The organism is Serratia proteamaculans (genome assembly GCF_946227095.1).
GTDB lineage: Bacteria > Pseudomonadota > Gammaproteobacteria > Enterobacterales > Enterobacteriaceae > Serratia > Serratia proteamaculans_E.
Genome location: NZ_CAMISV010000004.1, coordinates 276039 through 302091 on the forward strand (window position 1 = coordinate 276039; position 26053 = coordinate 302091).

The 26053-nt window shown below is 55.7% G+C and carries 21 protein-coding genes; 14 read left to right on the forward strand and 7 right to left on the reverse strand.

Annotated elements, in window-relative coordinates:
- Window positions 1-133 precede the first annotated feature (133 nt).
- The 6 genes from nudF to OC597_RS10425 all read left to right on the forward strand — a co-directional run bounded on the left by nudF (window position 134) and on the right by OC597_RS10425 (window position 5546).
- Window positions 134-766, forward strand: a complete 633-nt coding sequence (gene nudF, locus OC597_RS10400) for an ADP-ribose diphosphatase (protein ID WP_261257664.1) — start codon at window positions 134-136, stop codon at window positions 764-766.
- The gene (locus OC597_RS10405; RefSeq protein WP_085119263.1) at window positions 766-1191 is read left to right on the forward strand and encodes a DUF1249 family protein; all 426 of its coding nucleotides are present in this window, start codon (window positions 766-768) and stop codon (window positions 1189-1191) included. Before nudF ends, OC597_RS10405 begins: the two co-directional genes overlap by 1 nt.
- Window positions 1192-1218: 27 nt before the next feature.
- A complete protein-coding gene (cpdA, locus tag OC597_RS10410) occupies window positions 1219-2046 on the forward strand; it encodes a 3',5'-cyclic-AMP phosphodiesterase (RefSeq protein ID WP_261143230.1) in 828 nt (275 codons plus the stop codon).
- Complete coding sequence (gene yqiA / locus OC597_RS10415) at window positions 2046-2630, forward strand: esterase YqiA (protein WP_099063276.1); 585 nt, start codon at window positions 2046-2048, stop codon at window positions 2628-2630. The genes cpdA and yqiA overlap by 1 nt, the downstream gene beginning before the upstream one ends.
- 46 nt (window positions 2631-2676) lie before the next feature.
- A complete protein-coding gene (parE, locus tag OC597_RS10420; RefSeq protein ID WP_012146962.1) occupies window positions 2677-4572 on the forward strand; it encodes a DNA topoisomerase IV subunit B in 1896 nt (631 codons plus the stop codon).
- A gap of 77 nt (window positions 4573-4649) precedes the next feature.
- On the forward strand, window positions 4650-5546 hold the full coding sequence (locus OC597_RS10425; protein ID WP_261257662.1) for a LysR substrate-binding domain-containing protein: 897 nt from the start codon (window positions 4650-4652) through the stop codon (window positions 5544-5546).
- Window positions 5547-5573: 27 nt separating this feature from the next.
- On the opposite strand, the gene OC597_RS10430 is transcribed toward OC597_RS10425, so the two are convergent.
- Together OC597_RS10430 and OC597_RS10435 are read right to left on the reverse strand one after the other, a co-directional pair.
- The gene (locus OC597_RS10430) at window positions 5574-5882 is read right to left on the reverse strand and encodes a putative quinol monooxygenase (protein ID WP_261257660.1); all 309 of its coding nucleotides are present in this window, start codon (window positions 5880-5882) and stop codon (window positions 5574-5576) included.
- A gap of 33 nt (window positions 5883-5915) precedes the next feature.
- Entirely contained in the window at window positions 5916-6497 is a 582-nt protein-coding gene (locus OC597_RS10435; RefSeq protein ID WP_261285317.1) for an NAD(P)H-dependent oxidoreductase, read from the reverse strand.
- 315 nt (window positions 6498-6812) lie between these two features.
- Between OC597_RS10435 and parC the strand changes: the two genes are divergently transcribed.
- The 3 genes from parC (at window position 6813) to ftsP (ending at window position 11612) form a co-directional block, all read left to right on the forward strand.
- On the forward strand, window positions 6813-9086 hold the full coding sequence (gene parC / locus OC597_RS10440) for a DNA topoisomerase IV subunit A (RefSeq protein WP_262208630.1): 2274 nt from the start codon (window positions 6813-6815) through the stop codon (window positions 9084-9086).
- Between the two features lie 240 nt (window positions 9087-9326).
- Entirely contained in the window at window positions 9327-10064 is a 738-nt protein-coding gene (locus OC597_RS10445; protein ID WP_261257655.1) for a 1-acylglycerol-3-phosphate O-acyltransferase, read from the forward strand.
- A gap of 132 nt (window positions 10065-10196) precedes the next feature.
- On the forward strand, window positions 10197-11612 hold the full coding sequence (ftsP, locus tag OC597_RS10450) for a cell division protein FtsP (protein ID WP_261257653.1): 1416 nt from the start codon (window positions 10197-10199) through the stop codon (window positions 11610-11612).
- On the opposite strand, the gene OC597_RS10455 is transcribed toward ftsP, so the two are convergent.
- The gene (locus OC597_RS10455) at window positions 11609-12529 is read right to left on the reverse strand and encodes a LysR family transcriptional regulator (protein ID WP_410071709.1); all 921 of its coding nucleotides are present in this window, start codon (window positions 12527-12529) and stop codon (window positions 11609-11611) included. The two genes, ftsP and OC597_RS10455, sit on opposite strands and share 4 nt — an antisense overlap.
- Before the next feature lie 149 nt (window positions 12530-12678).
- Between OC597_RS10455 and xapA the strand changes: the two genes are divergently transcribed.
- Window positions 12679-13500 carry a xanthosine phosphorylase gene (gene xapA, locus OC597_RS10460; RefSeq protein ID WP_262208633.1) on the forward strand — a complete coding sequence of 274 codons (822 nt, stop codon included), beginning with the start codon at window positions 12679-12681 and terminating at the stop codon, window positions 13498-13500.
- 81 nt (window positions 13501-13581) lie between these two features.
- Entirely contained in the window at window positions 13582-14841 is a 1260-nt protein-coding gene (locus OC597_RS10465) for a nucleoside permease (RefSeq protein WP_261257648.1), read from the forward strand.
- 96 nt (window positions 14842-14937) lie between these two features.
- Here OC597_RS10465 and OC597_RS10470 read toward each other — a convergent pair whose 3' ends face one another.
- Both OC597_RS10470 and OC597_RS10475 read right to left on the reverse strand, forming a co-directional pair.
- A complete protein-coding gene (locus OC597_RS10470) occupies window positions 14938-15798 on the reverse strand; it encodes a helix-turn-helix domain-containing protein (protein WP_262208635.1) in 861 nt (286 codons plus the stop codon).
- A gap of 204 nt (window positions 15799-16002) precedes the next feature.
- On the reverse strand, window positions 16003-16560 hold the full coding sequence (locus OC597_RS10475; protein WP_261257645.1) for a tyrosine-type DNA invertase: 558 nt from the start codon (window positions 16558-16560) through the stop codon (window positions 16003-16005).
- A gap of 542 nt (window positions 16561-17102) precedes the next feature.
- Here OC597_RS10475 and OC597_RS10480 point away from each other — a divergent pair.
- On the forward strand, window positions 17103-19268 hold the full coding sequence (locus OC597_RS10480; RefSeq protein WP_262208637.1) for a YgiQ family radical SAM protein: 2166 nt from the start codon (window positions 17103-17105) through the stop codon (window positions 19266-19268).
- Window positions 19269-19332: 64 nt separating this feature from the next.
- On the opposite strand, the gene OC597_RS10485 is transcribed toward OC597_RS10480, so the two are convergent.
- Both OC597_RS10485 and OC597_RS10490 read right to left on the reverse strand, forming a co-directional pair.
- Window positions 19333-19938 (reverse strand): transglycosylase SLT domain-containing protein, encoded by a 606-nt coding sequence (locus OC597_RS10485; protein WP_261257644.1) that lies wholly within the window; start codon window positions 19936-19938, stop codon window positions 19333-19335.
- A gap of 38 nt (window positions 19939-19976) precedes the next feature.
- Window positions 19977-21179, reverse strand: coding sequence for an ROK family protein (locus OC597_RS10490; RefSeq protein WP_261257642.1), 1203 nt, complete (start codon window positions 21177-21179; stop codon window positions 19977-19979).
- Window positions 21180-21286: 107 nt separating this feature from the next.
- On the opposite strand from OC597_RS10490, the gene OC597_RS10495 reads away from it, so the two are divergent.
- Both OC597_RS10495 and OC597_RS10500 read left to right on the forward strand, forming a co-directional pair.
- Entirely contained in the window at window positions 21287-24577 is a 3291-nt protein-coding gene (locus OC597_RS10495; RefSeq protein WP_262208639.1) for a DUF5107 domain-containing protein, read from the forward strand.
- A 36-nt stretch (window positions 24578-24613) separates the two neighbouring features.
- Window positions 24614-26017 carry a sugar porter family MFS transporter gene (locus OC597_RS10500; RefSeq protein WP_261258007.1) on the forward strand — a complete coding sequence of 468 codons (1404 nt, stop codon included), beginning with the start codon at window positions 24614-24616 and terminating at the stop codon, window positions 26015-26017.
- Window positions 26018-26053: the final 36 nt, after the last annotated feature.

Sequence of the window (26053 nt, forward strand, 5' to 3'; positions counted from 1 at the left end):
GTTCAACTGGTCGCTTACGTCACACCTGATATCATGGCTCACAATCTATCATAAAGCCGCGGAAGATTATCCCGCCGTTTCTGTCATCAAAACTGTTTATTTTATCGGCATACTCACGCAGGAGAATTCACTTATGAGCCACTCGCAACCGTCGCCCGTTACTCTTGATGAAAATGATGTAGAAATTATTGCACGTGAGACGCTTTATCGTGGTTTTTTTTCACTCAATTTATATCGTTTTCGCCACCGCTTGTTCAACGGTGACATGAGCCCCGAAATTAAACGCGAAATTTTCGAGCGCGGGCATGCTGCGGTGTTGCTACCCTATGACCCGGTGCGCGACGAGGTGGTGCTGATTGAACAACTGCGGATCGCTGCGGTCGATACCAGTAGATCACCCTGGCTGCTGGAAATGGTGGCAGGCATGATCGAAACCGGCGAGAGTGTTGAAGACGTGTGCCGCCGTGAAGCGCAGGAAGAGGCCGGCGTCGTGGTCGGACGTTGCAAGCCGGTGTTGAGCTACCTGGCCAGCCCTGGCGGCACCAGTGAGCGCTTGTCAATTATGGTGGGCGAAGTGGACGCGACTACGGCGGAAGGCATCCATGGACTGGAAGAAGAGCATGAAGATATCCGGGTCCATGTGGTCAGCCGCGAACAGGCTTACCGTTGGGTTGAAGAGGGTGCGATTGATAACGCGGCATCAGTGATTGCATTGCAGTGGCTGGCGTTGCACCATGAATCGTTAAGAAAAGAGTGGGCCAATTAATGAAACAGCGCTATACCCCTGATTTCCCCGAAATGATGAGATTGTGCGAAACCAACTTCGCGCAATTACGCCGCTTGTTGCCACGTAATGATGAAGTGGGTGAAACGGTGACTTATCAGGTGAACGGCGCCAGTTATCGTCTGACCATTATTGAATCCACCCGCTATACCTCGTTGGTGCAGATAGAGCAGACCGCCCCGGCAGTCAGCTACTGGAGCCTGCCTGCGATGACGGTGCGGCTGTATCATGACGCGATGGTTGCGGAAGTGTGTTCAAGTCAGCAGATCTATCGCTTTAAAGCACGTTATGATTATCCCAACAAAAAGTTGCATCAACGCGACGAAAAGCATCAAATTAACCAGTTTCTTGCTGATTGGTTGCGCTACTGTTTGGCGCATGGAGCAATGGCGGTTCCGGTTTGTTAGACAGACTGAGATAACAAAGGACACCATTTGGAAAGCCTGTTTAAACCGACCGTGGCAAGTGGGGCCAGGGTCAGGATCCTGCAAATAACAGATACCCACCTTTTTGCCGGCGAAAATGAGACGTTGCTTGGCATCAATACCTATCGCAGCTATCACGCGGTGTTGGACGCTATCCTGGCGCAGCAGCGTGATTTTGATCTGGTCGTCGCCACCGGTGATTTGGCACAGGATCATTCATTGGCTGCCTACCGGCATTTTGCCGAAGGTATTGCGCGGTTGCCGGCGCCTTGCGTTTGGCTGCCGGGCAACCATGATTTTCAGCCGGCGATGGTCGATGCACTGGCCGACGCCGGGATTGCCCCGTCAAAACAGGTGCTGGTGGGCGATCACTGGCAGGTGCTGTTGCTGGACAGCCAGGTCTTCGGCGTACCGCACGGTGAGTTGAGCGAATATCAGCTCGAGTGGATGGAGCGCTGCCTGCAAGCCTATCCCGAGCGCTATACCCTAATGCTGCTGCACCATCATCCGCTGCCGTCCGGTTGCACCTGGCTCGATCAACACAGCCTGCGCAACCCGCATACGCTGGGCGCGGTGCTGTTGCGCTACCCGAAAGTGAATACCCTGCTGTGCGGGCATATTCACCAGGAGCTGGATCTGGAGTGGCAGGGCCGACGCCTGCTGGCATCGCCGTCCACCTGCGTGCAGTTCAAACCGCATTGTACCAATTTTACCATCGACGAAGTTTCACCCGGCTGGCGCTATCTTGATTTGCTGCCGGATGGCCGCGTCGAGACGCAGGTTTTCCGCCTGGAAAACGATGATTTCCGCCCCGACATGGATTCGGATGGGTACTGATGCCTTCGACACTGCTCTATCTGCACGGTTTTAACAGTTCACCGTTCTCGGCCAAGGCAACCTCTTTCAAAGCGTGGCTGGCCGAACATCATCCGCATATCGAAGTTCTGGTGCCCCAACTGCCGGTGTTCCCGGCGGAGGCGGCCGAAATGATCGAGAACATGGTGATGGAGCGAGCCGGGCAGACGATAGGCGTGGTCGGCTCCTCACTGGGCGGGTACTACGCAACCTGGCTTTCGCAGTGTTTTTCACTGCCAGCAGTAGTGGTTAACCCTGCCGTGAAGCCGTTTGAACTGCTGATTGACTACCTTGGCAAAAACGAGAACCCCTACACCGGCCAGCAATATGTGTTAGAGTCTCGTCACGTTTACGATCTGAAAACGATGCAGATCGATCCCTTGGAGTCACCGGATTTAATCTGGTTGCTGCAACAAACGGGCGATGAAATTCTCGATTATGGGCAAGCGGTCGCCTATTACACCGCGTGCCGACAGACGGTGGAGTCGGGTGGAAACCACGCCTTCGTCGGTTTCGAGCATTACTTCCCCCAGATTGTGGATTTTTTAGGGCTAAACGCTGTCTGAGCAGACGGTTCCGGCACCTTCCTTACTAACCACGAAAAACTCAACGATGACTCAATCCAGCTATAACGCTGATGCCATTGAAGTACTCAGCGGTCTAGAACCAGTGCGCCGTCGTCCCGGCATGTATACCGACACGACGCGCCCCAATCACCTCGGCCAAGAGGTGATAGATAACAGCGTCGATGAAGCGTTGGCCGGTCACGCCAAGCGCATCGACGTGATCCTGCACGCCGATCAGTCACTGGAAGTGATCGATGACGGCCGTGGTATGCCGGTGGATATCCACCCTGAAGAAGGCGTACCGGCGGTTGAGTTGATCATGTGTCGTCTGCACGCGGGCGGTAAATTCTCCAATAAAAACTACCAGTTCTCCGGCGGCCTGCACGGCGTGGGGATTTCGGTGGTTAACGCCCTGTCGACCCGGGTAGAAGTCAACGTCAAGCGCGACGGCAACGTCTACAGCATTGCCTTTGAAAACGGCGACAAGGTGCAGGATCTAGCGGTGACCGGCAGCTGCGGCAAACGCAATACCGGCACCAGCATCCATTTCTGGCCTGACGAGAAATTTTTCGACAGCCCGCGTTTCTCGGTCTCGCGTCTCAGCCACCTGCTGAAAGCCAAAGCGGTACTGTGTCCTGGGGTAGAAATTTACTTCATCGACAAGCTGAACAACACCGAGCAACGCTGGTGCTATCAGGACGGCCTGACCGATTACCTGATGGAAGCGGTTAACGGCCTGATCACCCTGCCGGAAGCGGCGTTTGTCGGCAACTTTGCTGGTGATACCGAGGCGGTAGATTGGGCACTGCTGTGGCTGCCGGAAGGCGGTGAACTGCTGACCGAAAGCTACGTCAACCTGATCCCGACCATGCAGGGCGGCACCCACGTTAACGGCCTGCGCCAGGGCTTGCTGGACGCCATGCGCGAGTTCTGTGAATTCCGCAATATCCTGCCGCGCGGCGTGAAGCTGTCCGCTGAAGATATTTGGGACCGTTGCGCCTACGTGCTGTCGGTGAAGATGCAGGATCCGCAGTTCGCCGGGCAGACCAAAGAACGTCTGTCGTCACGTCAGTGTGCGGCCTTTGTTTCCGGCGTGGTGAAAGACGCCTTCAGCCTGTGGTTGAACCAGAACATACAGGCGGCGGAACAGCTGGCTGAGCTGGCTATTTCCAGCGCCCAGCGCCGTCTGCGTGCCGCCAAAAAAGTGGTGCGCAAGAAGCTGACCAGCGGTCCGGCACTGCCGGGTAAACTGGCCGACTGTACGTCGCAGGATCTGAACATGACCGAACTGTTCCTGGTGGAAGGGGACTCGGCGGGCGGTTCAGCCAAGCAGGCACGCGATCGTGAATATCAGGCGATCATGCCGCTGAAAGGTAAAATCCTGAATACCTGGGAAGTCTCCTCAGACGAAGTCCTGGCTTCGCAGGAAGTGCACGACATCTCGGTGGCGATCGGCATTGATCCGGACAGCGAAGATCTCAGCCAACTGCGCTACGGTAAAATCTGTATCCTGGCGGATGCGGACTCCGACGGCCTGCACATTGCCACGCTGCTGTGCGCGCTGTTTGTGCGCCACTTCCGTTCGCTGGTGAAGGGTGGCCACGTGTATGTGGCGATGCCGCCGCTGTACCGTATCGACCTCGGCAAAGAGGTGTTCTACGCGCTGGATGAAGAAGAAAAGGCCGGCGTGCTGGAACAGTTGAAACGCAAAAAGGGCAAGCCAAACGTTCAGCGCTTTAAAGGGTTGGGTGAGATGAACCCGCCGCAATTGCGCGAAACCACGCTCGACCCCAATACCCGTCGTCTGGTGCAGTTGACGGTGAGCGACGAAGACGTGGATCAGACGTTGGCGATGATGGACATGTTGCTGGCCAAGAAGCGTTCCGAAGACCGCCGCAACTGGCTGCAGGACAAAGGCGATATGGCCGAGCTGTCTGCCTGACCGACAGGCCCGGCTCCCCGCCGGGCTTTCTTCCCGCAGGCGCTGCATGCGGCGCCCGATGACTTTGGGCGGAATGCATGAAAATCACCCTCGAAGAATTACTGGCGTTCACCACCGTCGTTGACAGCGGCTCTATCACGGCTGCCGCTGAACAGCTCGGTCAGACCACCTCCGGTATCAGCCGTGCGCTCAGTCGGCTGGAAAAAAAACTCGATACAACTTTGATGCGCCGCACCACGCGTCGGCTGGAGCTGACCGAAGAAGGCCAAAACTTCCTCAGCCATGCGCGAGAAATTATCCGCTCGGTGGAGAACGCCGAAGAACAGATGGCGCTGCGCAGGCTGATCCCGGCCGGCAAGCTGCGGGTCAACGCCGCCGCCCCCTTTATGGAACACGTAATCGTGCCCTTGGTGGCTGGCTTTCGCCAAAGTTATCCGCAAATTGAGCTGGAACTGAATACCGACAACCTGATTATCGATCTGCTGGAGAAACGCACCGATATTGCCATTCGCATCGGTGCGCTGCGGGATTCGACTATTCATGCGCGCCTGCTGGGTGCCAGCCGCTTACGTATTCTCGCCAGTCCGGATTACCTCGCACGTAACGGCACTCCCACCAGCGTCGAAGCACTGCGCGATCACTGCCTGCTCGGCTTCACTCAGCCGGAATCACTCAATCTGTGGCCGTTGCGCTATCAGCAGGCGCAGCATTTTGCCATCACGCCGACAATATCGGCCTCCAGCGGTGAAACGTTGCGGCAGTTGGCGTTGCGTGGTGAAGGGATCGTGCAGTTGGCTGATTTTATGACGCGTGACGATCAACGTAGCGGGCGGCTGGTGCCGTTGCTGGAGCAGGAGACGTTAGATGTGCGCCAGCCGATTAATGCGGTGTATTACCGCAATACCCAACTGGCGGCGCGTATTACCTGTTTTCTCGACTACGTCAGTGCGCATATTGATGCGCAGACGCTGTAGGGGCCATAGGGCGGCCCCTCAGAGGGATTACAGTGCGTTACCCAGTACGTGAATGGTCACGCCCAGCACGCTGTCTTTGATGGTGTCACGATGCTGGTGCATGTGAGCGATATCCAGGTGTTTTTCCAGGTGCGCCTGGCTGGCCCATTTCTCCAGCATAAACACCGAGTCCGGCGACAGTTTCTGCCATGGCGCCTGGGTGTGGCTGTCGATCATTGGCGTATATTCGCTACAGCCGTCTTCTGCCAGCACCAGCGGGACCAGTTTCTCAATCGCCTTCAGAACCGTTTCACGGTGGCCAGGTTTGGTTTTGATTTCTGCAATTACGGTGATCATCACTACCTCGTTGATTGACGTGCACAGTGCCAGTTAAGCAAAAATTTCGGCCAGATGCTCGCGATAACGTGCGATGTCGCTGTCGATATCCGGTTGTTTAATCACGTCATTACAGATAAAGGTCGGTAGCGCTTCCATACCCAGGAACTGATTGGCCTTGTGGAAATGCAGATAGACGCCGTCAACCCCGACGCCGTGGAAGAATTGTTCCGGGTCGGTAAAGGCTTCCAGTGGGGCGTTCCAGGTCAGGCTCAGCATGTACTTCTTGCCCTGGATCAGGCCGCCAGAACCGTATTTCTTGCCGGCGTCGGAGCGGGTGCGACCATCGCTGGCGTAGAGGCTGCCGTGCCCGGCGGTGAACACTTCGTCGATGTATTTTTTCAGGATCCACGGCTCGCCCATCCACCAGCCCGGCATCTGATAGACCACCACGTCGGCCCACAGGTACTTTTGCACTTCGGCTTCGATGTCGTAACCGTCGTCGACCACGGTGACTTGCACCTGGTGTTGCACATCGCGCAGATAAGTTTCCGCCACGTCGCTCATCGTTTGGTTGAGTTCGCCGTTAGAATGACCGAACTGTTTTTTAGCATTGATAATCAGGATATTGCTCATCTTTCACGGCACCTGTCAGAGTTAAAATATGTGATGTCCTCCGCGTCAGGTGCGGAAAACATTTCGCTGACAGGGAGTGTAATGCTTAGCAATGTAAGTAAAAATGGGATCCAGCGCACAACAGTGTTGACTGTGAGTCAATAAATGCGCCGTGAGATAGCGAAATTTTGCATAAAATCGGCAGATGAACCGGCCACACCGGATGATTGCTGCGCCATCTGTGACAGCCACCCCGCTGATGAGTTACTATCGCGGACAGAATCAACCCTTTGTCGTCCAGGGATTGCCAAGCCACGGTCTGAGGATAATTGAGTAATGAGTGATCTGACTCATGACGGTGTAGAGCGTTTACCGCTGCACACATTCACTGAAAACGCCTATCTGAACTATTCCATGTACGTCATCATGGATCGGGCGTTGCCGTACATTGGTGACGGTTTGAAGCCGGTACAACGCCGCATCATCTACGCCATGTCTGAGTTGGGGCTGAGCAACAGCGCCAAATTTAAAAAATCCGCCCGTACCGTGGGTGATGTGCTGGGTAAATACCATCCGCACGGCGACAGTGCCTGCTATGAAGCCATGGTGTTGATGGCGCAGCCATTCTCTTATCGCTATCCACTGGTAGACGGCCAGGGGAACTGGGGGGCGCCGGATGATCCGAAATCCTTCGCCGCGATGCGTTATACCGAATCCCGCCTGTCCAAATACGCGGAAGTGCTGCTGGCCGAGCTGGGCCAGGGCACCGTTGATTGGGTGCCGAACTTTGACGGCACCATGCAGGAGCCGAAGATGTTGCCGGCCCGCCTGCCCAACATTCTGCTGAACGGCACCACCGGCATTGCCGTGGGTATGGCGACCGATATTCCGCCGCACAACGTGCGTGAAGTGGCCGCCGCCGTGGTGGCGTTGATCGACCAACCGGGCGCTTCGCTGGAAGATTTGCTCGAGTTCGTACAGGGCCCGGACTACCCGACCGAAGCCGAGATCATTACCCCGCGTGAAGAAATCCGCAAAATTTATCAGAACGGCCGCGGTTCGGTACGCATGCGCGCCGTCTGGAATAAAGAAGACGGTAGCGCGGTGATCACCGCCTTGCCGCACCAGGTTTCCGGCGCCAAGGTGCTGGAGCAGATTGCCAGTCAGATGCGCGCTAAAAAGCTGCCGATGGTCGAAGATCTGCGTGATGAATCCGATCACGAGAACCCTACGCGGCTGGTGATTGTGCCACGCTCCAACCGTATCGATCTGGATCAGGTGATGAATCACCTGTTTGCCACTACCGATCTGGAACGCAGCTACCGTATCAACATGAACATGATCGGTCTGGATAACCGCCCGCAGGTGAAAGGGCTGGTGGAAATCCTCACCGAGTGGCTGGCATTCCGTCGCGATACGGTGCGTCGCCGCCTGAATTACCGTCTGGAAAAAGTACTGAAACGCCTGCACATCCTGGAAGGTTTGCTGGTGGCGTTCCTCAATATCGATGAAGTGATCCACATCATCCGTAGCGAGGACGAACCCAAGCCGGTACTGATGCAGCGTTTTGGCATTTCCGATACCCAGGCCGAAGCGATCCTCGAACTGAAACTGCGCCATTTGGCGAAGCTGGAAGAATTCAAGATCCGCGGTGAGCAGGATGAGTTAGCCAAGGAGCGCGATCAACTGCAGGCGCTGCTGGCCTCTGAGCGCAAGCTGAATACCCTGATCAAAAAAGAGATCCAGGCCGATGCGCAGGCCTACGGCGACGATCGCCGCTCACCGATTACCGAGCGTGCAGAAGCCAAGGCGATGAGCGAGCACGACTTTGTGCCATCGGAGCCGGTGACCATCGTATTGTCTGAAATGGGCTGGGTACGCAGCGCCAAGGGCCACGATATCGATCCAAGCGGCCTGAGTTACAAGGCCGGTGACAGCTACCGCAGTGCGGCACGCGGCAAGACTAACCAGCCGGTGGTGTTTATCGACTCCACCGGGCGCAGCTACGCACTGGATCCCCTGACGCTGCCTTCGGCACGTGGGCAGGGAGAGCCACTGACCGGCAAGCTGACGCCACCGCCGGGTGCAACCATTGAGCAAGTGCTGATGGCCGCAGACGACCAGAAATTGCTGATGGCTTCTGACGCCGGTTACGGCTTCGTCTGTACCTTCAACGATCTGGTGGCGCGTAACCGTGCCGGTAAGGCAATGATTACTCTGCCGGATAACGCCAAAGCGTTGGCGCCGATGGAAATCCACGGTGACGATGACATGCTGCTGTCGATCACTGCCGCCGGGCGTATGCTGTTCTTCCCGGTTGCCGACCTGCCGCAGTTGTCGAAGGGCAAGGGTAACAAGATTGTTTCTATCCCGTCGGCCCAGGCCGCATCCGGTGAAGACAAGCTGGCATGGCTGTTCGTACTGCCGCCGCAAACCTCTGTGACCCTGCATGTGGGTAAACGCAAGCTGACGCTGCGTCCGGAAGATTTGCAGAAGTTCCGGGCGGAACGTGGCCGTAAAGGCACCTCACTGCCACGAGGCCTGCAGCGAATCGACCGCGTAGAGGTCGATGCCCCGGCGCGTGCGCCTACCGGCGACAGCGAAGAGTAAGCCTGTAACGGCAGGATAACCCCAAGGGCGCAGCATGCTGCGCCCGCTTTATTTCCAGCCAGCGGCAATTATTTTCAAATAGTTAACATTTCCCGGCATAAAATTATTGTGCGTTTCGTCGGCTGGCGGGAAAATAGCAAAAAAAGGCAGGGCAGGTTTTCGAACCCTGCAATCAAAGAATGAGTAAAGGGATCTGCGCAGCGTTTCAGGCTGCGCCGGCAGTGTGCTAATGAGGTTGTTATGTTATTAATTTTACGTGCCGTGCTCGCCACCCTGTATTGTCTGCTGGTGTGCATTTTCGGTTCTATTTACTGTTTATTTTTCCGTCCCCGCGATCCCCGCCATGTGGCGACATTCGGTCACCTGTTTGGCCGCCTGTCCGGGCTATTTGGTCTGAAAGTGGAAGTTCGCGTGCCGGCCGATGCGGCCAAAAACGGCAACTGCATTTATATTGCCAACCACCAGAATAACTACGATATGGTGACGGCCGCCAAAGCGGTGCAGCCGCGTACCGTGACCGTGGGTAAAAAAAGCCTGCTGTGGGTCCCATTCTTCGGCCCACTGTATTGGGTGACCGGTAACTTGCTGATTGACCGTGATAACCGCGCCAAAGCACACGGCACCATTGCCCAGGTGGCCGAACAGTTTAAGAAACGTGATATTTCGGTCTGGATGTTCCCTGAAGGCACCCGCAGTCGCGGGCGTGGGTTGTTACCGTTTAAAACCGGCGCATTCCACGCGGCTATCGCTGCCGGGGTGCCGATTGTGCCAATCTGCGTCTCCACCACCAGCGGTAAAATTAATCTTAACCGTTGGAATAACGGCCATGCGATCGTAGAAGTGATGGAGCCGATCGATATCAGTAATTACGGCAGAGAAAATGTGCGTGAACTGGCGGCCCATTGCCATGAGCTGATGCTGGCGAAAATTGCTGAGCTGGACGCGGAAGTCGCCCAGCGTAATGCGACTGGAAAATAATATCCCTACCGGCTTCAAAGAATGGACTTTTAAACGGCGTCAAACGCCGTTAGCGACTGGGCTCCTGCTAATCTGATTAACAGGGGCCCGGTTTTTGCACAGGGTTTAATCATTGCTTTTCATGGAGAAAATATGTCACTCAGTCGACGTCAGTTTATTCAGGCATCGGGCTTGGCGCTGTGCGCAGGAGCCGTGCCGCTGAGGGCTGAGGCGAGCGGAATGCAGACCCCATTACCTATTCCCCCGTTGCTGGAGTCCCGCCGCGGCCAGCCGCTGTTTTTAACCTTGCAGCGCGCCCACTGGGCATTTATGGATAACCGCAAGACGTCGGTGTGGGGCATTAATGGCATGTACCTTGGGCCGACGGTGCGGGTTTACAACGGTGATGACGTCAAGCTGATCTACAGCAACCGCCTGCCGGAGCCGGTGGCGATGACCATCAGCGGTCTGCAGGTGCCGGGTACCCTGACGGGGGGCGCGCCGCGCATGATGTCTCCTAACGTTGACTGGTCACCGGTGTTACCTATCCGCCAGAGTGCGGCCACCTGCTGGTATCACGCCAGTACGCCCAACCGCATGGCCCCGCATGTTTACAACGGCCTGACCGGGCTGTGGCTGGTTGAGGATGAAGTCAGCAAGGCATTGCCGCTGCCGAACCACTATGGCGTCGATGATTTCCCGTTGATCATTCAGGACAAGCGACTGGATAACTTCGGCACACCGGAATATGACCCCCCGTCGCAGGGCGGCTTTGTCGGCGATACGCTGTTGGTTAACGGTGTACAAAATCCCTTTGTCGAAGTCTCCCGCGGTTGGGTGCGCCTGCGCCTGCTTAATGCTTCCAACTCACGTCGCTACATGCTGCAACTGAGTGACGGTCGGCCACTAAACGTAATCGCCAGCGATCAGGGTTTCCTGCCGGCACCGGTAGCGGTGCAACAGCTTTCGCTGGCACCGGGTGAGCGCCGCGAGGTGCTGATCGATATGTCGAAAGGTGATGAGGTGACGATCAGCGCCGGTGAAGCTGCGGGCATTATGGATCGCCTGCGCGGGCTGATTGAGCCTTCCAGCATCCTGGTTTCTACCCAGGTGTTGACGCTGAAACCGACCGGCTTGTTGCCGCTGGTAACCGACAATCTGCCGATGCGTTTGCTGGCGGATGAACTGCTGGACGGCAGCGTTAGCCGCACCCGCGAATTCCGTCTGGGCGACAGCCAGGCCGGGATCAACGGGGCCGTCTGGGACATGAACCGTATCGATGTACAAACCCAGCAGGGCAGTTGGGAGCGCTGGAATATCCATGCGGATACGCCGCAGGCGTTCCATATTCAGGGCGTACGCTTCCTGGTGAAACGGGTCAACGGTGCGCAGCCGATGGCGGAAGATCGCGGCTGGAAGGACACGGTATGGATCGACGGCGACGTCGAACTGCTGGTCTACTTCAATCAGTCCACTTCGGAACATTTCCCGTTCCTGTTCTACAGCCAAACGCTGGAGATGGCGGATCGCGGCAGTGCCGGCCAGTTTATGGTGCAGCCTGCGCTTTAAGTTGGTTGCAGAGGCTTCTCCTGGGGAGCCGTACGCAGCATCTCCAGAAACGCCTGCACCACCGGCGTTGCGCTGTCGGCATGATAAATGGCGTACAGATCTGCTGACGGCGCCTGCTGCAGCGGGCAAAAACGCACGCCGGGCCAGGGAATACGGCCGTAACTGTCCGGCAACAGCGTGATGCCATAGCCTTCTGCCACCAGCGCCATCAGGGTTTGCGGTTCGTTGACCTGATAGGCGATATCCGGTTTGAAACCCTGCTGCAGACACAGATTATGCAGATACAGGCCCAGGCTGGCCTCGTGTGGCGGCAACACAATGAATTTTTCATGTCGTAGCGCGGCGAGCGGCAGGCTTTCTGCCTGCGCCAGTGGGTGGTCCAGCAGCAGCACCACCGCAATATTCTCCCGGGCCAGCAGTTGGCTCGCCAACCCCGGCAGTACCTGCTGCCTGGCCTCCCGCCAGACACCAATATCGATATGACGTTTCTGCAGCGCAGTAATTTGCTGGCTGGGGGTCAATTCGTTTAATGCCCATGTGACGTTGGCCGTTTGCCCGGCAAAGCGCTTCAGCGCCGGTATCAGCCCACCCCACACCGAAGTGCCGACCATGCCGACCACCATATGCCCGGCCTCACCACGGCCCAGTTGTTGCACCTGGTTCAGCGCATGCCCGGCCTGGTCCAGCAGCATTTCTACGTTTTGAAACAGCGTGCGGCCTGCCAGCGTTAGTGCCATCGAGCGGGTGGTACGTTTGAATAGCTCCACGCCCAGTTGGCTCTCCAGCTCTTTGATGTGTTTGCTGAGCGGCGGCTGTGAAATATTCAGCCGCAGTGCCGCCTGGGTAAAGTTCATCTCCTCCGCCACCACGCGGAAATAGTGCAGCAGACGGAAATTAATCCGACTGGGATCGGGCAGGGGTTTGGGCTGTTTGATGCTGATGATGGCCTCCTGTGACTACCAATTTATAGGTAAATGGAATAAATCGGCCGCCAATAATGTATTGGTCGCCGCTGCACCTCGCTCTCTACTATGGGGATCACCTCCCCTTCATAGAAGAGAATACAATGTTTAATCAAGAAGATGCTTTTTCCTGTGCTGAAGTGATCCGCACCCGACTGCCGGGCTTCCAGCCGCGCGCCGCTTTGATTCTGGGTTCCGGGCTGGGCGCACTGGCGGAGGTGATGACCGATACTCTGACCATCGACTATGCCGAACTGCCAGGGTTCCCGGTCAGCAGCGTGGTGGGTCATGCAGGGCAGCTGGTTGCCGGTTGGCTGGAGGGCGTACCGGTACTGTGCATGAAAGGGCGCGGCCACTACTACGAAGGGCGTGGCATGCAGGTGATGACCACCGCCGTACGTACTTTCAAACTGCTGGGCTGTGAATTCCTGTTGGCCACCAACGCTGCCGGTTCGTTGCGCCAGTCGGTGGCACCAGGCAGCCTGGTGGCCCTCACCGATCACATCAATTTTATGCCTGAGTCGCCGCTGGTGGGCGATAACGACGAGCGTTTTGGCCCGCGTTTCTTCAGTCTGGCTAACGCCTATGATCGCGAACTGCGCGGTCAGTTGGCACGGGTGGCAGAAAACGTGGGCATTCCGCTGGCTGAAGGGGTATTTGCCGCTTACACCGGGCCCAACTTCGAGACCCCGGCGGAAATCCGCATGATGCAAACGTTGGGTTGTGACGTGGTCGGCATGTCGATCGTGCCGGAAGTGCTCTCGGCGCGTCACTGTGGGCTGAAAGTGCTGGTGGTGTCGGCGATGACCAACTACGCCGAAGGGCTGTCGGATACGCCGCTGTCCCATGAGCAAACGCTGAGCTGTGCGGCGCTGGCGGCAGAGGACTTTATGCGCCTGATCCGTGAGTTCTTCAAAACGCTGTAATGCTGTAAAACCCCTCGCGGCAGGGGGCGGGAACCCTGCCGTGCGAATCATCGTTTTAATCAAAATAATAAGGTGATGGTGATGGCAATAAAAACGCGACTGAAGGTGATGGTCTTTCTGCAGTTCTTTATCTGGGGTGCCTGGCTGGTTACGCTCGGATCTTACATGATTAACACCCTGCATTTCAGTGGTCTGCAGGTGGGTATGGTATACAGCGCCAAAGGTATCGCAGCGCTGATTATGCCGGGGTTGGCGGGCATTCTTGCCGATCGTTGGATCAAGGCCAATTACCTGTATGCCCTGTGTCATCTGCTCGGTGCGGGTGCGCTGTACTGTGCCGCCCAGGTTGAACAACCGATGCTGATGTTTTGGGTGATGCTGTTCAACGCCATGGTGTATATGCCGACCATTGCGCTTTCCAACGCCATTTCCTATTTCTGTCTGGAAAAGCACGGTTACGACACGGTGAAAGATTTCCCGCCGGTGCGGGTCTACGGCACCGTCGGTTTTATCGTGGCGATGTGGTTGATCGGTTTTAGCCGAATTGAACTCAGCAATATGCAACTGTATCTGGCCTCCGGGGTGTCGCTGCTGTTGGCCGGTTATTCGCTGACGCTGCCGAATTGCCCGACCAGTAAGGTGGAAAAGTCGAAAAGCTGGTTCAGCGTGCTGGGCCTGGATGCTCTGGTGTTATTCCGCCAACGGCGCATGGCGTTGTTTTTCCTGTTTGCCATGTTGTTGGGGGCGGCACTGCAGGTTACTAACACCTTCGGTAACCCGTTCCTGCACGATTTCGCCAATAACCCGTTGTATCAGGACAGCATAAGCGTCAGATACCCGGCGGTGCTGTTGTCGTTGTCACAAATCTCCGAGGTATTCTTCATCCTCACCATCCCGTTTTTCTTGCGCAGATACGGCATCAAACAGGTGATGTTAATCAGCATGGCGGCCTGGACGCTGCGTTTCCTGTTCCTGGCCTATGGCACCCCGGCCGGTTTCGGCTTTGTCTTGCTGCTGCTTTCGATGATTGTCTACGGCTGTGCCTTTGATTTCTTTAATATCTCCGGGGCTATCTTCGTGGAGCAAGAGGCGGATCACCGTATTCGTGCCAGCGCGCAGGGGCTGTTCATGACCATGGTGAATGGCATTGGCGCCTATCTGGGGGCCATTGCCAGTGGCGAAGTGGTGGACTTCTTTACCCACAACGGTGTCAAAGACTGGCAGAGTATCTGGCTGATCTTCGCCTTATATACGCTGGTACTGGGGGTTATTTTCGCGCTGACCTTTAATTATCAGCACCGGCCGGAGGAGAGTCCTGGCCCAATACAGCGAGCGCATTAAACAAACATGGGCGCATCTCGGTTGCGCCCATTTTACTTCTGCTGGCGGATATTACGTTTTAGCCTGCAACCCCCATAAAAACGATAGCCCCCACTTTCACTGGTGTCGCAGAGATGAGGGGGATTGACCGAACTGGCGACGAAACTGAGTACTAAACTGGGCCGGAGCGCTAAAACCGCATTGGGCAGAGATCGCCGTTAAAGACAATGTGCTATTGATCACCTGTTGATATGCACGTTCCAAACGTCGGTGCAGCACATACTGATAGGGGGGCAGGCCGAAATACTGTTTAAAAACCCGGGAAAAATGGAACGTGCTCAACTCAGTGAGCTGGGCCAGAGCCTGGAGTGTGATAGTTTCCCCCAGGTTTTCTTCAATATAGCTGGCCAACTGCTCACGTTGTGTTTTGGAGAGTGCTTCGTGAGTGTGCGCGGCCGTGGACAACGCTCGCAGGTGCTGTGAAGTTTCTGTCAGCAATGCCAGCATCAGGGACGAGGCATGCAATTCATCGGTGGTGGTTTTAAGGCTGGCGCACAGTTGTCTGATCAGCGGGCTGCGTATATTGGCGATCGGTTCAAGATCCAACCCCGTTTCGCCGGCAGGGAATAACGAAATCAGCGCGGGAGAAACCGAAATGGCGGTATATTTTAGAGTGCCTTCCATATAGGTCATAGCTTCAAAGCCACAACCACAGGGGATCAAGTCTGCGACCTGGCCAATCACGCGTTTGCAGGGGATGCGTTTTTGGTCGAACCAAATGTCGCCATGGACAGTGTTACCGCCGTCAGGCGCTTGAAAGCTGTCATAGACGATCAGGGTGTGGTGGGGGCGAACAAGCTGGGCCAGATGAGCGCCGCTGACCTGAATGTTATCAATCTGGCCGTATTCCCAGTGTGTAGAGCAAATAGTCAATTCTGTTTCGTGACGGTAAGTCAGTCCATTATTATTATTTTTCATAGATAGGCGGTCTCGATAATTTAAAAAAATGACAGGTCAGGTATCCATTGTGCCGAAATAAATAGTTAACCCTGCGTTTAATCATCTTTAATTATTATTCCTAATGATATTTTTTTGGTAGTTATCCACGGTTGATTTATGGCTTTTTTATAGTCAGGCCTTCTGTTTTTTATCAGCGGTGAGATAGGGGGGCAGACCGGAGAGTTAAAATTCAATCGCCTGGAAGCGCATGGCATTGCTGGCGGTATAAAGTACGGTATGGTGAATGTTTCGGTGTCCCAGGTAGTCTTGAATCAAACGGGTATCAATGCCCTGATTTGCCAGACAATAACCACAGGCATGGCGCAGCATGTGGGGATGCGTCGGGATTTTGATATTGGCATTTTTACCATAGTGGCGTATCAGTCGATAAATTTGCTGGCGGGAGATCCGTCCGCCTTTTCGTGATAGAAAAAGCCAGGGAAGATCGGCGTAACGCCAACTTTTTCTTATTTCCAACCAGCCGCTCAACATGGTAATTTCGTTCTCATGCAAAGGATGCTGTACGGAAAGGCCATTCTTCAGGCGGGGTATATAGATTCTTTTTGCATCCAGTTCAATATTATCCAATGTCATACCGCTCAGTTCACTGGCTCGCAGCCCATGGATAAAGCACATGCTGATCATACATCGGTCACGCCAGGCATTCAGGCTTTTGGGAATACTCTCGATCATGCTTTTTATTTCTGACTCATCCAGGTATTTTCTTATGTTCTGTTTCATATTTACCTCCGTTGTATATATGTGTGTGTAGCGATGGTTAAATTGGCAAGGCATTTAATGATGTATTTTGTAACAACCTATTTTGTTTAGGATAAGTCTTACGCATTTATAGTTGCATAACGAATGTTTGTCTTCTACTTGATTGTTGCTTTGGCTTTTTAATTTTTGCCATATTTTCATAATATATTAATATGTCATTTAAAAACAATGTGATAGAGTTTTTTTATTTTTTTGTTAATTGTTGTTCCTTTATGGTTTATATATGTTTTTTAGATTTTGTTTTTATAGGAACACACGAGTTAAATAAGGGGTTTAATGGTTTTTGTTTCAATTTAATTCGTGTTTTTATTATGGCTGAGCTGGTATTAACAATAATGAAACACTGTAGTGGCCTGTACCGATCGTCAGTGGCTTCAAATCTCATCAACCTGCAGATGCCAGTCCCCGTGATGTGACTGATGTGTGAAATAACCATGCTCTTTTTGCTACTAGTGCGTATAATCGCCGCCCGGCGATTAATTAACCTGTGAAAGAGCACCAGAATGAGCACTACCAGCCTGATCCAACCCGACCGTGAATTGTTTTCCTATAAGCCTTATTGGGCCGAATGTTATGGCACCGCGCCGTTTTTACCGATGTCGCGCGAAGAGATGGATCAACTGGGCTGGGACAGCTGCGATGTGATCATTATCAGCGGTGACGCCTATGTCGATCACCCAAGTTTTGGTATGGCAATTATCGGCCGCATGCTGGAAGCACAGGGCTTTCGTGTGGGCATCATTGCGCAGCCGGACTGGAGCAATAAAGAAGATTTCATGCGTTTGGGCAAACCGAACCTGTTTTTCGGCATCACCGCCGGCAACATGGACTCGATGATCAACCGCTATACCGCTGACCGCAAACTGCGCCACGACGATGCCTATACCGCCGGCAACGTGGGTGGCAAGCGTCCGGATCGCGCCACGCTGGTTTACAGCCAACGCTGTAAAGAAGCTTATAAAGATGTGCCGATTGTCCTGGGCGGCATTGAAGCCAGCCTGCGTCGCATCGCTCACTACGATTACTGGTCGGATACCGTGCGCCGCTCGGTGCTGGTGGATTCCAAAGCCGATATGCTGATCTACGGCAACGGCGAACGTCCGTTGGTGGAAGTGGCACACCGTCTGGCTGCCGGCGAAAAAATCAGTGAGATCCATGATATCCGTAATACCGCAGTGATGCGTAAGGGCGCATTGCCAGGCTGGACCGGCGTGGATTCTACCCGTATGGACAAACCGGGCCGCATTGAGCCTATTCCCAACCCTTACGGTGATGACCTGCCGTGCGCAGACGGCGGCAAGCCGGAGCCGGAAGCCAAGCCAGTCACCGTGCGTGCTGCCAAGCCGAAGCCGTGGGAAAAAACCTACGTGCTGCTGCCGTCCTTCGAAAAGGTGAAGGCCGACAAGGTGCTGTACGCGCATACCTCGCGTATTTTGCATCATGAAACCAACCCGGGCTGTGCCCGTGCGCTGATGCAGTCACATGGCGACCGTTACGTGTGGATCAACCCACCGGCTATCCCGCTGACCACGCCGGAAATGGACAGCGTGTTTGCCCTGCCGTACCAGCGTATTCCGCATCCGTCCTATGGCAAGGAAACCATTCCTGCCTATGACATGATCCGTTTCTCGGTCAACATCATGCGCGGTTGCTACGGCGGTTGTTCATTCTGTTCGATCACCGAGCATGAAGGACGCATTATCCAGAGCCGTTCAGAAGACTCTATTATTCGTGAAATCGAAGAGATCCGTGACAAGGTGCCAGGCTTTACCGGGGTGATCTCCGATCTTGGCGGGCCAACCGCCAACATGTACATGCTGCGCTGCACCAACCCGCGCGCAGAGCAGACCTGTCGCCGCGCCTCGTGCGTGTATCCGGAGATCTGTACCTACATGGACACCAACCACGAGCCGACCATCAAACTGTATCGCCGTGCACGTTCACTGGAGGGCATCAAGAAGATCCTGATCGCCTCAGGCGTACGTTACGATCTGGCGGTAGAAGATCCGCGCTATATCAAAGAACTGGCTACCCACCACGTGGGCGGGTATTTGAAGATTGCTCCGGAACACACCGAGGAAGGCCCGCTGTCGAAAATGATGAAGCCGGGCATGGGCAGCTACGATCGGTTTAAACAACTGTTTGATCATTACTCCAAACTGGCGGGCAAGGAGCAGTACCTGATCCCGTATTTCATCTCTTCGCATCCGGGTACCCGTGATGAGGATATGGTGAATCTGGCGCTGTGGTTGAAGAAAAACCGTTTCCGCCTCGACCAGGTGCAGAACTTCTACCCGTCACCGATGGCTAACTCCACCACCATGTATTACAGCGGTAAAAATCCGTTGAGCCGGGTTGGTTACAAGAGTGAAGATGTGGTGATACCGAAGGGCGATCGTCAGCGTCGTCTGCACAAAGCGCTGCTGCGTTATCACGATCCGGCCAACTGGACGATGATCCGTACTGCGCTGGAAGAGATGGGCATGAAGCACCTGATCGGCAGCCGTCGCGAGTGTCTGGTGCCGGCGCCAAGCATCGACGAGCAGCGTGAAGCCAAGCGCTTGCAGCGCCATACTCGTCCGGCGTTGACCAAGCACACTGACATCACCCGTCAGCGTACGCCGTCCAATAAGCCGCCACGCAAACCGATCCGCAACAGCAAACCCTAACGGCCAGGTCAGGCGTTGAAACGAAAAGGAGAACCCCCGGGTTCTCCTTTTTTGCGTTTGAACATTACAGTTGTTCGTAGGCGGCTTCCACTTTCATCAAATGGCGTGGTGCCTGCGGGGCGGGATGATATTTGCGAACATGCCAGTTAAAGGCTTCCGGCGACAGGTTGTTAATCATCGAGATGGCTTGTTGACGGTTGCTGGAGAAGGTCCGCAACAGTGCACCGGTGCCGTTGACGTAGGCGATGATGGTGGCGTAACGCATGGTGACGGGATTGTTGATCCCTTTAAGCTGCTGTTTTTGCAATGTGGCAATATAGGCGGCACCGAGATCGATATTGGTATCGGGATCCAGCAGGTCGTCTTCATCCGGGCAACCGCGTTTTCCTTTATAGCGATAGGCATCGCAACCGGCAGTATCGGCTTTCAACTGCATTAAACCGATAGCATTGGACTTACTCACCGCCGCTGGGTTAAAGCCGGACTCCACCTTAATCATCGCGGCGATCAGTTTTTGATCGACATCGTATTTATCCGCAGCATCTTCAATCGCATCATCAAAAGCGTGAGCATCGTAGCTGGTACGTGGTTTTTTGCTGGAACAACCGGCCAGGATCAGCATCAGGCAGACAATGCCTGCGCGTGACCAGCCTCGTAGAGTGGGGTTCATGGTGCTCCGTCTTGTTTTTGCTGGGATAAAGTCGGGCATCATAGCATTTCCGTCAGCGCCTGTTCGACATACAGATAACCTATCCCCATCACCTGCTGCGCGCGCGTCAGTTGGCCAAAACCGATATGTGTGGCCTGAGCCTGGATCTGGTCGTGTCGATCGAAAGGGTTGAAACCGGTCTGGCTGATGATGGTGTCCAGCCAGGCCTGACCGAATCCACAGCTGCGACCATACAAATAAATACGGTTGATATTGAGGATGTTAAGAAAGTTATACAGGCTCAGCCCAATCGCCTGGGCGGCGCGTTGCACCAGCACCTGCAATGCGGTATCTCCCTGATGATAACGAGCAATCAGTTCGGCGGTGGTGGGGGTTTTAATCCTTTCGCCTTCCTGCTGTGTCCAGGGAGTGACTTTGAGCTGAATGCGGGCCTTTTTCTTCAGCGCCGACAGCGAAGCGATGGTTTCCAGACAGCCGTAGCGGCCGCAAGAGCAAAGACTGCCGTCCGGGTCGACAATGGTATGGCCAATCTGACCGCTGCCAAACAGGCTGCCCCGGTATATCTGCTGATTAATCACGAACGAGGATCCTATGCCGTAATCGACGTTAATCACGCAGAAGTCCTGCAGATTGGCGTTATTTTGCCACTTTTCCGCCAACCCCAGCATCACGCAGTCGTTATCCAGCAAAACCTCGGTCTTCAGACGTTCTTCCAGCAGGTATTTTATCTCTACGGGCCCTTCCCACGGGGCCTGCGGCATGCGTTGCGATACCCCGGTCAGCGGGTTGACCTGGCCGTGGATCGACAAAGCAATTTTTAGCGGCATGCCCTGCTGGCGGCTGTGCAGATGGTAGATCTGCACCATTTCCTGCAGCATTGCCTGCGGCGTGGTAGCGACAATCGGCAGCGGGGTGAAAGCGCTGCAAGGTGTTATCAGGCCGTCCACCACGATGCTTTCAATCAGGTAGGGGGAGACGTTCAGACACAGAATACGTTGCCCTGCGGCGGCGATGCGGTAGCTGCCGCCCCCCAACCCGCGGCTGTGCAGGTTATGCGGATCGTGCTCTACCCGCTGTTCTTCCTGCAGCTCGTCGAGAATTTTGCCGACCGCAGGAATAGACAGCTGCGAAAGCCGGGCCAACGTCGACTTGCTGGCAACCTTTTCCCGATACAACAGCGCACACAGCACCCGTTTATTAAAATTGCGCACCCGCTGGTTGTTCAAACCTTGCAATGCCATTCATTAAACCCCGTTTAGTGTATTGCGTGATGGTAGCGCATAAAGTCATCAATCCTGTCATCTAGACTGCCTGAAACGCAATGTTCAGTATTTTTAGAGAGGAAAGCATGCACGGGACAGTCAAGGTTTGGCAAGAACAGGTTGAATTACCCACCTACGGCACCGGTGAGCAGGACTCCCATCCAATGTTCCTGGAAAACCGCGTCTATCAGGGGTCTTCCGGCGCGGTATACCCTTACGGCGTGATTGATACCCTGAGCGGTGAAAAATCCCTGCGCCGCTATCAGGCGGTCTATCTGGAAAATGACTACCTGCGGGTGATGTTGTTGCCAGAGCTGGGCGGGCGTATTCACCGGGCTTACGACAAGGTGCAACAGCGTGATTTTGTCTACCACAACGATGTGATCAAGCCGGCGCTGGTGGGGCTGCTGGGGCCGTGGATCTCCGGCGGGATCGAATTCAACTGGCCGCTGCACCACCGCCCAACCACCTACATGCCGGTGGATTGTCAGACTCAGCAACAGGATAACGGTGCGCAGACCGTCTGGCTGGGGGAAGTGGAGCCGATGCGCGGACTGCAGGTGATGGTCGGTTTTACCCTGTATCCCGACCGGGCGTTGATCGAAATCAGCGCCAGGATCTTTAACGCCAACCCGACACCGCGTCATTTCCTTTGGTGGGCCAACCCGGCAGTGAAGGGCGGGGACGATCACCAGAGCGTGTTCCCACCGGATGTGACCGCCGTTTTTGACCACGGCAAGCGCGATGTGTCTTCGTTCCCTATCGCCACCGGCACCTACTACAAAGTGGATTACTCGGCTGGCGTGGATATTTCGCGTTACAAGAATATCCCGGTGCCGACGTCTTATATGGCGCACAAGTCGGACTATGACTTTGTCGGTGCCTACAGCCACGATGAGCAGGGCGGTTTGCTGCATATCGCCGATCACCATGTGTCCCCCGGCAAGAAGCAATGGAGTTGGGGCCACGGTGAGTTTGGCCAGGCCTGGGATCGCAACCTGACCGACAGCAACGGCCCGTACATAGAGCTGATGACCGGGGTTTACACCGATAACCAACCGGATTTCACCTGGCTCGATGCCTACGAGGAAAAATGCTTCGTGCAGAATTTCCTGCCCTATAACACCCTGGGCATGGTGCAGAACGCCAACACCCGTGCGGCGCTGAAACTGGAAAGCGACGGCCGGCAATTGGTGTGGGGGCTGTATGCGGTTGCGCCATTGCTGCAACATCGGCTGGTGATCCGCAGCGATAGCGACCAACAGTTGCTGCTCGACCGCCGTATCGATCTCAACCCCGGGGCGGCACTGTTGGAGACCCTGAGCGGTGATTTCCCGGGTCGCCTGACCATGGAATTGTCGGACTCGCAGGGGCGCAGCGTACTCAGCTATCGCCAGCATCAGGCCGATCCGGCAGCAGAACTGCCGCAGCCTGCCAAAGCACCACGGGAAGCCGGACAAATCGACAGTGCCGATGAGGCCTGGTTTATCGGCCAGCATCTGGAGCAATACAATCACGCCAGTCGTTCGGCATTCGACTATTACCAGCGCGGTCTGGTGCTGGATCCGCTTGATTATCGCTGCAATCTGGCCCTGGCGACGCTGGAATATAACCGCGCCAATTTCAAACGCGTCATCGCCTATGCCGACGACGCGCTGGCACGCGCACATCACCTAAACCGTAACCCACAGTGCGGATTGGCCAGCCTGATCCGCGGCTGCGCGCATGAACAATTGGGTGACGACAGCGCGGCCTATGAAGATTTCTACCGCGCCATCTGGAGCGGTAATGGCAAACCGGGCGGCTTCTATGGTTTGGCACGGATCGCGGCACGGCGCGGGGATGATTCGCAGGCGCTGGAGTTCTGTGAAAGCAGCCTGAGCGTTAATGCCAGCCATTACCCGCTGATCGCCCTGAAGGCACTGCTGTTGCAACGCCTGGGTCAGGGGGAGCAGAGTCTGGCCTATATTGCGCAACAGCTGGCCGCTCGCCCATTGCATTACAGCCTGCATTACCTGCGCTATGCGCAAACCCGTGACGCTGCCGATTTACAGCGCTTACGGGCGGTGACGGGTTGCCGTGGCATCAATGCGCTGACGATTGCCGGCCAACTGTGTGAATGGGGGGCCAGACCACAGGCGGTTGAGCTGCTGACGCTGCTGGATAGCCAGGAAACCCTGCCTCGCTATTTGTTGGCCAGCTTGCGCAAAGGCGAGGTGAGCGACAGTGAATACCAACAGTTGCTGGCGCAGGCGCGCGACAGCTTTAGCCGACAGGTACGCTTCCCCAATACCCTCAACGAAGTACAGATGCTGAGCCAACTGCCGGAGTGCGATTTTGCGCAGTACCTGTTGGGCTGCTTCCATTACAGCAAGCGCAACTACTTGCAGGCGGTGGCGTTATGGCAGCGCTGTGTCGAGCGACAGCCGGGGTTTGCCGATGCCTGGCGCAACCTGGGGATCTACAGCTTCAACAAGCTCCAGCAGCATGATGTCGCACTGGAATATCTGCAGCGGGCGTTCGCCCTGCAGCCTGATGATGCCCGGTTACTGTTCGAACTGGATCAACTGAATAAGCATCTGCGGGCGGCTCCTGAACAACGACTGGCCCTGCTGGAACAACATTTACCGGTGGTAGCCAAGCGTGACGATCTCACTGCCGAACTGCTGAGCCTGTACAACCAGTGCGGGCGGCTGAATGAGGCGCAACAGATCTTGCAACAACGGCAGTTCCACCCGTGGGAAGGCGGTGAAGGCAAGGTCACCGGACAGTACCTGATCAACCTGCAACGGTTAGCGTTTCAGGTGCTGCAACAGGGGGAATTGCTGCAGGCTCATGACTTGCTGCAGTCGGCGTTGCACTACCCGCACAATCTGGGGGAAGGCCGCCTGGCCGGACAAAGTGACAACGATATTTACTATTGGCTCGGGATCGGTGCTGCCCGCCAGGGCAACCTTGATGCTGCGGCCGGCTATTGGCAACGGGCCAGCGCGGGGCACAGCGAACTGACGCAAAGCCGCTATTACAACGACCAACCGGTGGATTATCTGTTCTATCGCGGCATGGCGCTCAGGCAACTTGGGCAGTCAACGCAGGCCGAACAGGTGTTCACGCAAATGCAGCAATGGGTGCACCAGCAGCTTGAAGTATCCCCCGGCGCCGATTTCTTTGCCGTTTCGCTGCCGGATCTGATGGCATTGGACAACGATCTGCAACATGCGCATCAACAGCATTGCCTGCTGGTGACGGCGCTGGCGCAGTTGGGGTTAGGGCAGCTCACGGCGGCGCAGCAGACGTTGAAAGTGTTGCTGGCGTGTAATCCTGCGCATGACAAAGCGCGTTTATTCAGTGTACTGGCCGCAGCCTTAGCGAGCTGATGCCCGGAGGAGGTTGATGTGACGAATAAACTGAACATGCCCTATGTCTGGACCATCTGCCTGGTCGCCGCCTGCGGCGGCCTGTTATTCGGCTATGACTGGGTAGTGATCGGCGGTGCCAAGCCCTTTTACGAGGCGTATTTCGGCATTACCGATCCTGCGCAGTCTGGCTGGGCGATGAGCTCGGCGCTGGTTGGCTGTATTTTTGGTGCCTTGATCTCCGGCCTGCTGTCGGATCGTTTTGGCCGAAAGTTGCCGCTGGCGATCGCCGCGTTAACCTTTGTGATCTCCGCCTGGGGCACGGCCATGGCCACCAGCTTCGATGCCTTCATCTTTTATCGCATTGTCGGTGGGGTCGGTATTGGCCTGGCTTCGGCTCTGTCGCCGGTGTATATCGCCGAAGTCAGTCCGGCGGCGCAGCGGGGTCGCTTCGTGGCGGTGAATCAATTGACCATTGTGATTGGCGTGCTGGCGGCGCAGTTGATCAACCTGTTGATCGCCGATCCGGTGGTGGCCAATGCCAGCCAGGCGGATCTGCTGGCCAGCTGGAATGGGCAGATTGGCTGGCGCTATATGTTTGGCGCTGAACTGGTACCGGCGCTGGCTTTCCTGCTGTTAATGCTGGCCGTCCCCGAATCACCGCGCTGGTTGGCGAAGGCCGGACGTCATGAGCAGGCGCAGCGGGTATTGCGGCGCATCGGTAACGAACAATACGCACGGCAAACGCTGACGGAGATCCGCCAGACGCTGGACAAGGACAGCAGCAAGATGCCATTCCGTGCTTTGCTGCGCGGGGATGTGCGACCGGTGCTGGTGATTGGCATTGTGCTGGCGGTTTTCCAGCAGTGGTGCGGTATTAACGTGATCTTCAACTATGCGCAGGAGATCTTCGCTTCGGCAGGGTTTGATATCAACGATACCCTGAAGTCGATCGTTGCCACCGGGTTGATCAACCTGATCTTCACCCTGCTGGCCTTGCCGCTGGTGGATCGCATTGGCCGGCGTCGGTTGATGTTGATCGGCGCCTGCGGACTGACGGCTGTCTACCTGTTGATGGCGGCGGCCTACGCCTATGGTCTGTTGGGCCTGCCGGTACTGCTGCTGGTTCTGGTTGCCATCGCCATTTATGCCGTCACGCTCGCGCCGGTCACCTGGGTGCTGCTGGCGGAGATTTTCCCCAATCGTATCCGTGGTGCGGCGATGGCGGCAGGCACCTTTGCCCTGTGGGTCGCCTGCTTCGTGCTGACCTACAGCTTCCCACTGTTAAATGCCGCGTTGGGCGCAGCGGGCAGTTTCCTGCTGTACGGCGCGATCTGCCTGGCCGGAGCACTGTTTATCTACGCCAGAGTGCCGGAAACCAAAGGCATCACGCTGGAGGCGCTGGAGCAGCAGCTCGTCCCGACAGGAGCTGCCGCCGGTAAGGAAAAAGAGTTTACTTAACTCTGTTTAGTTTAATGCGTGATCCTGTGGTGAAAA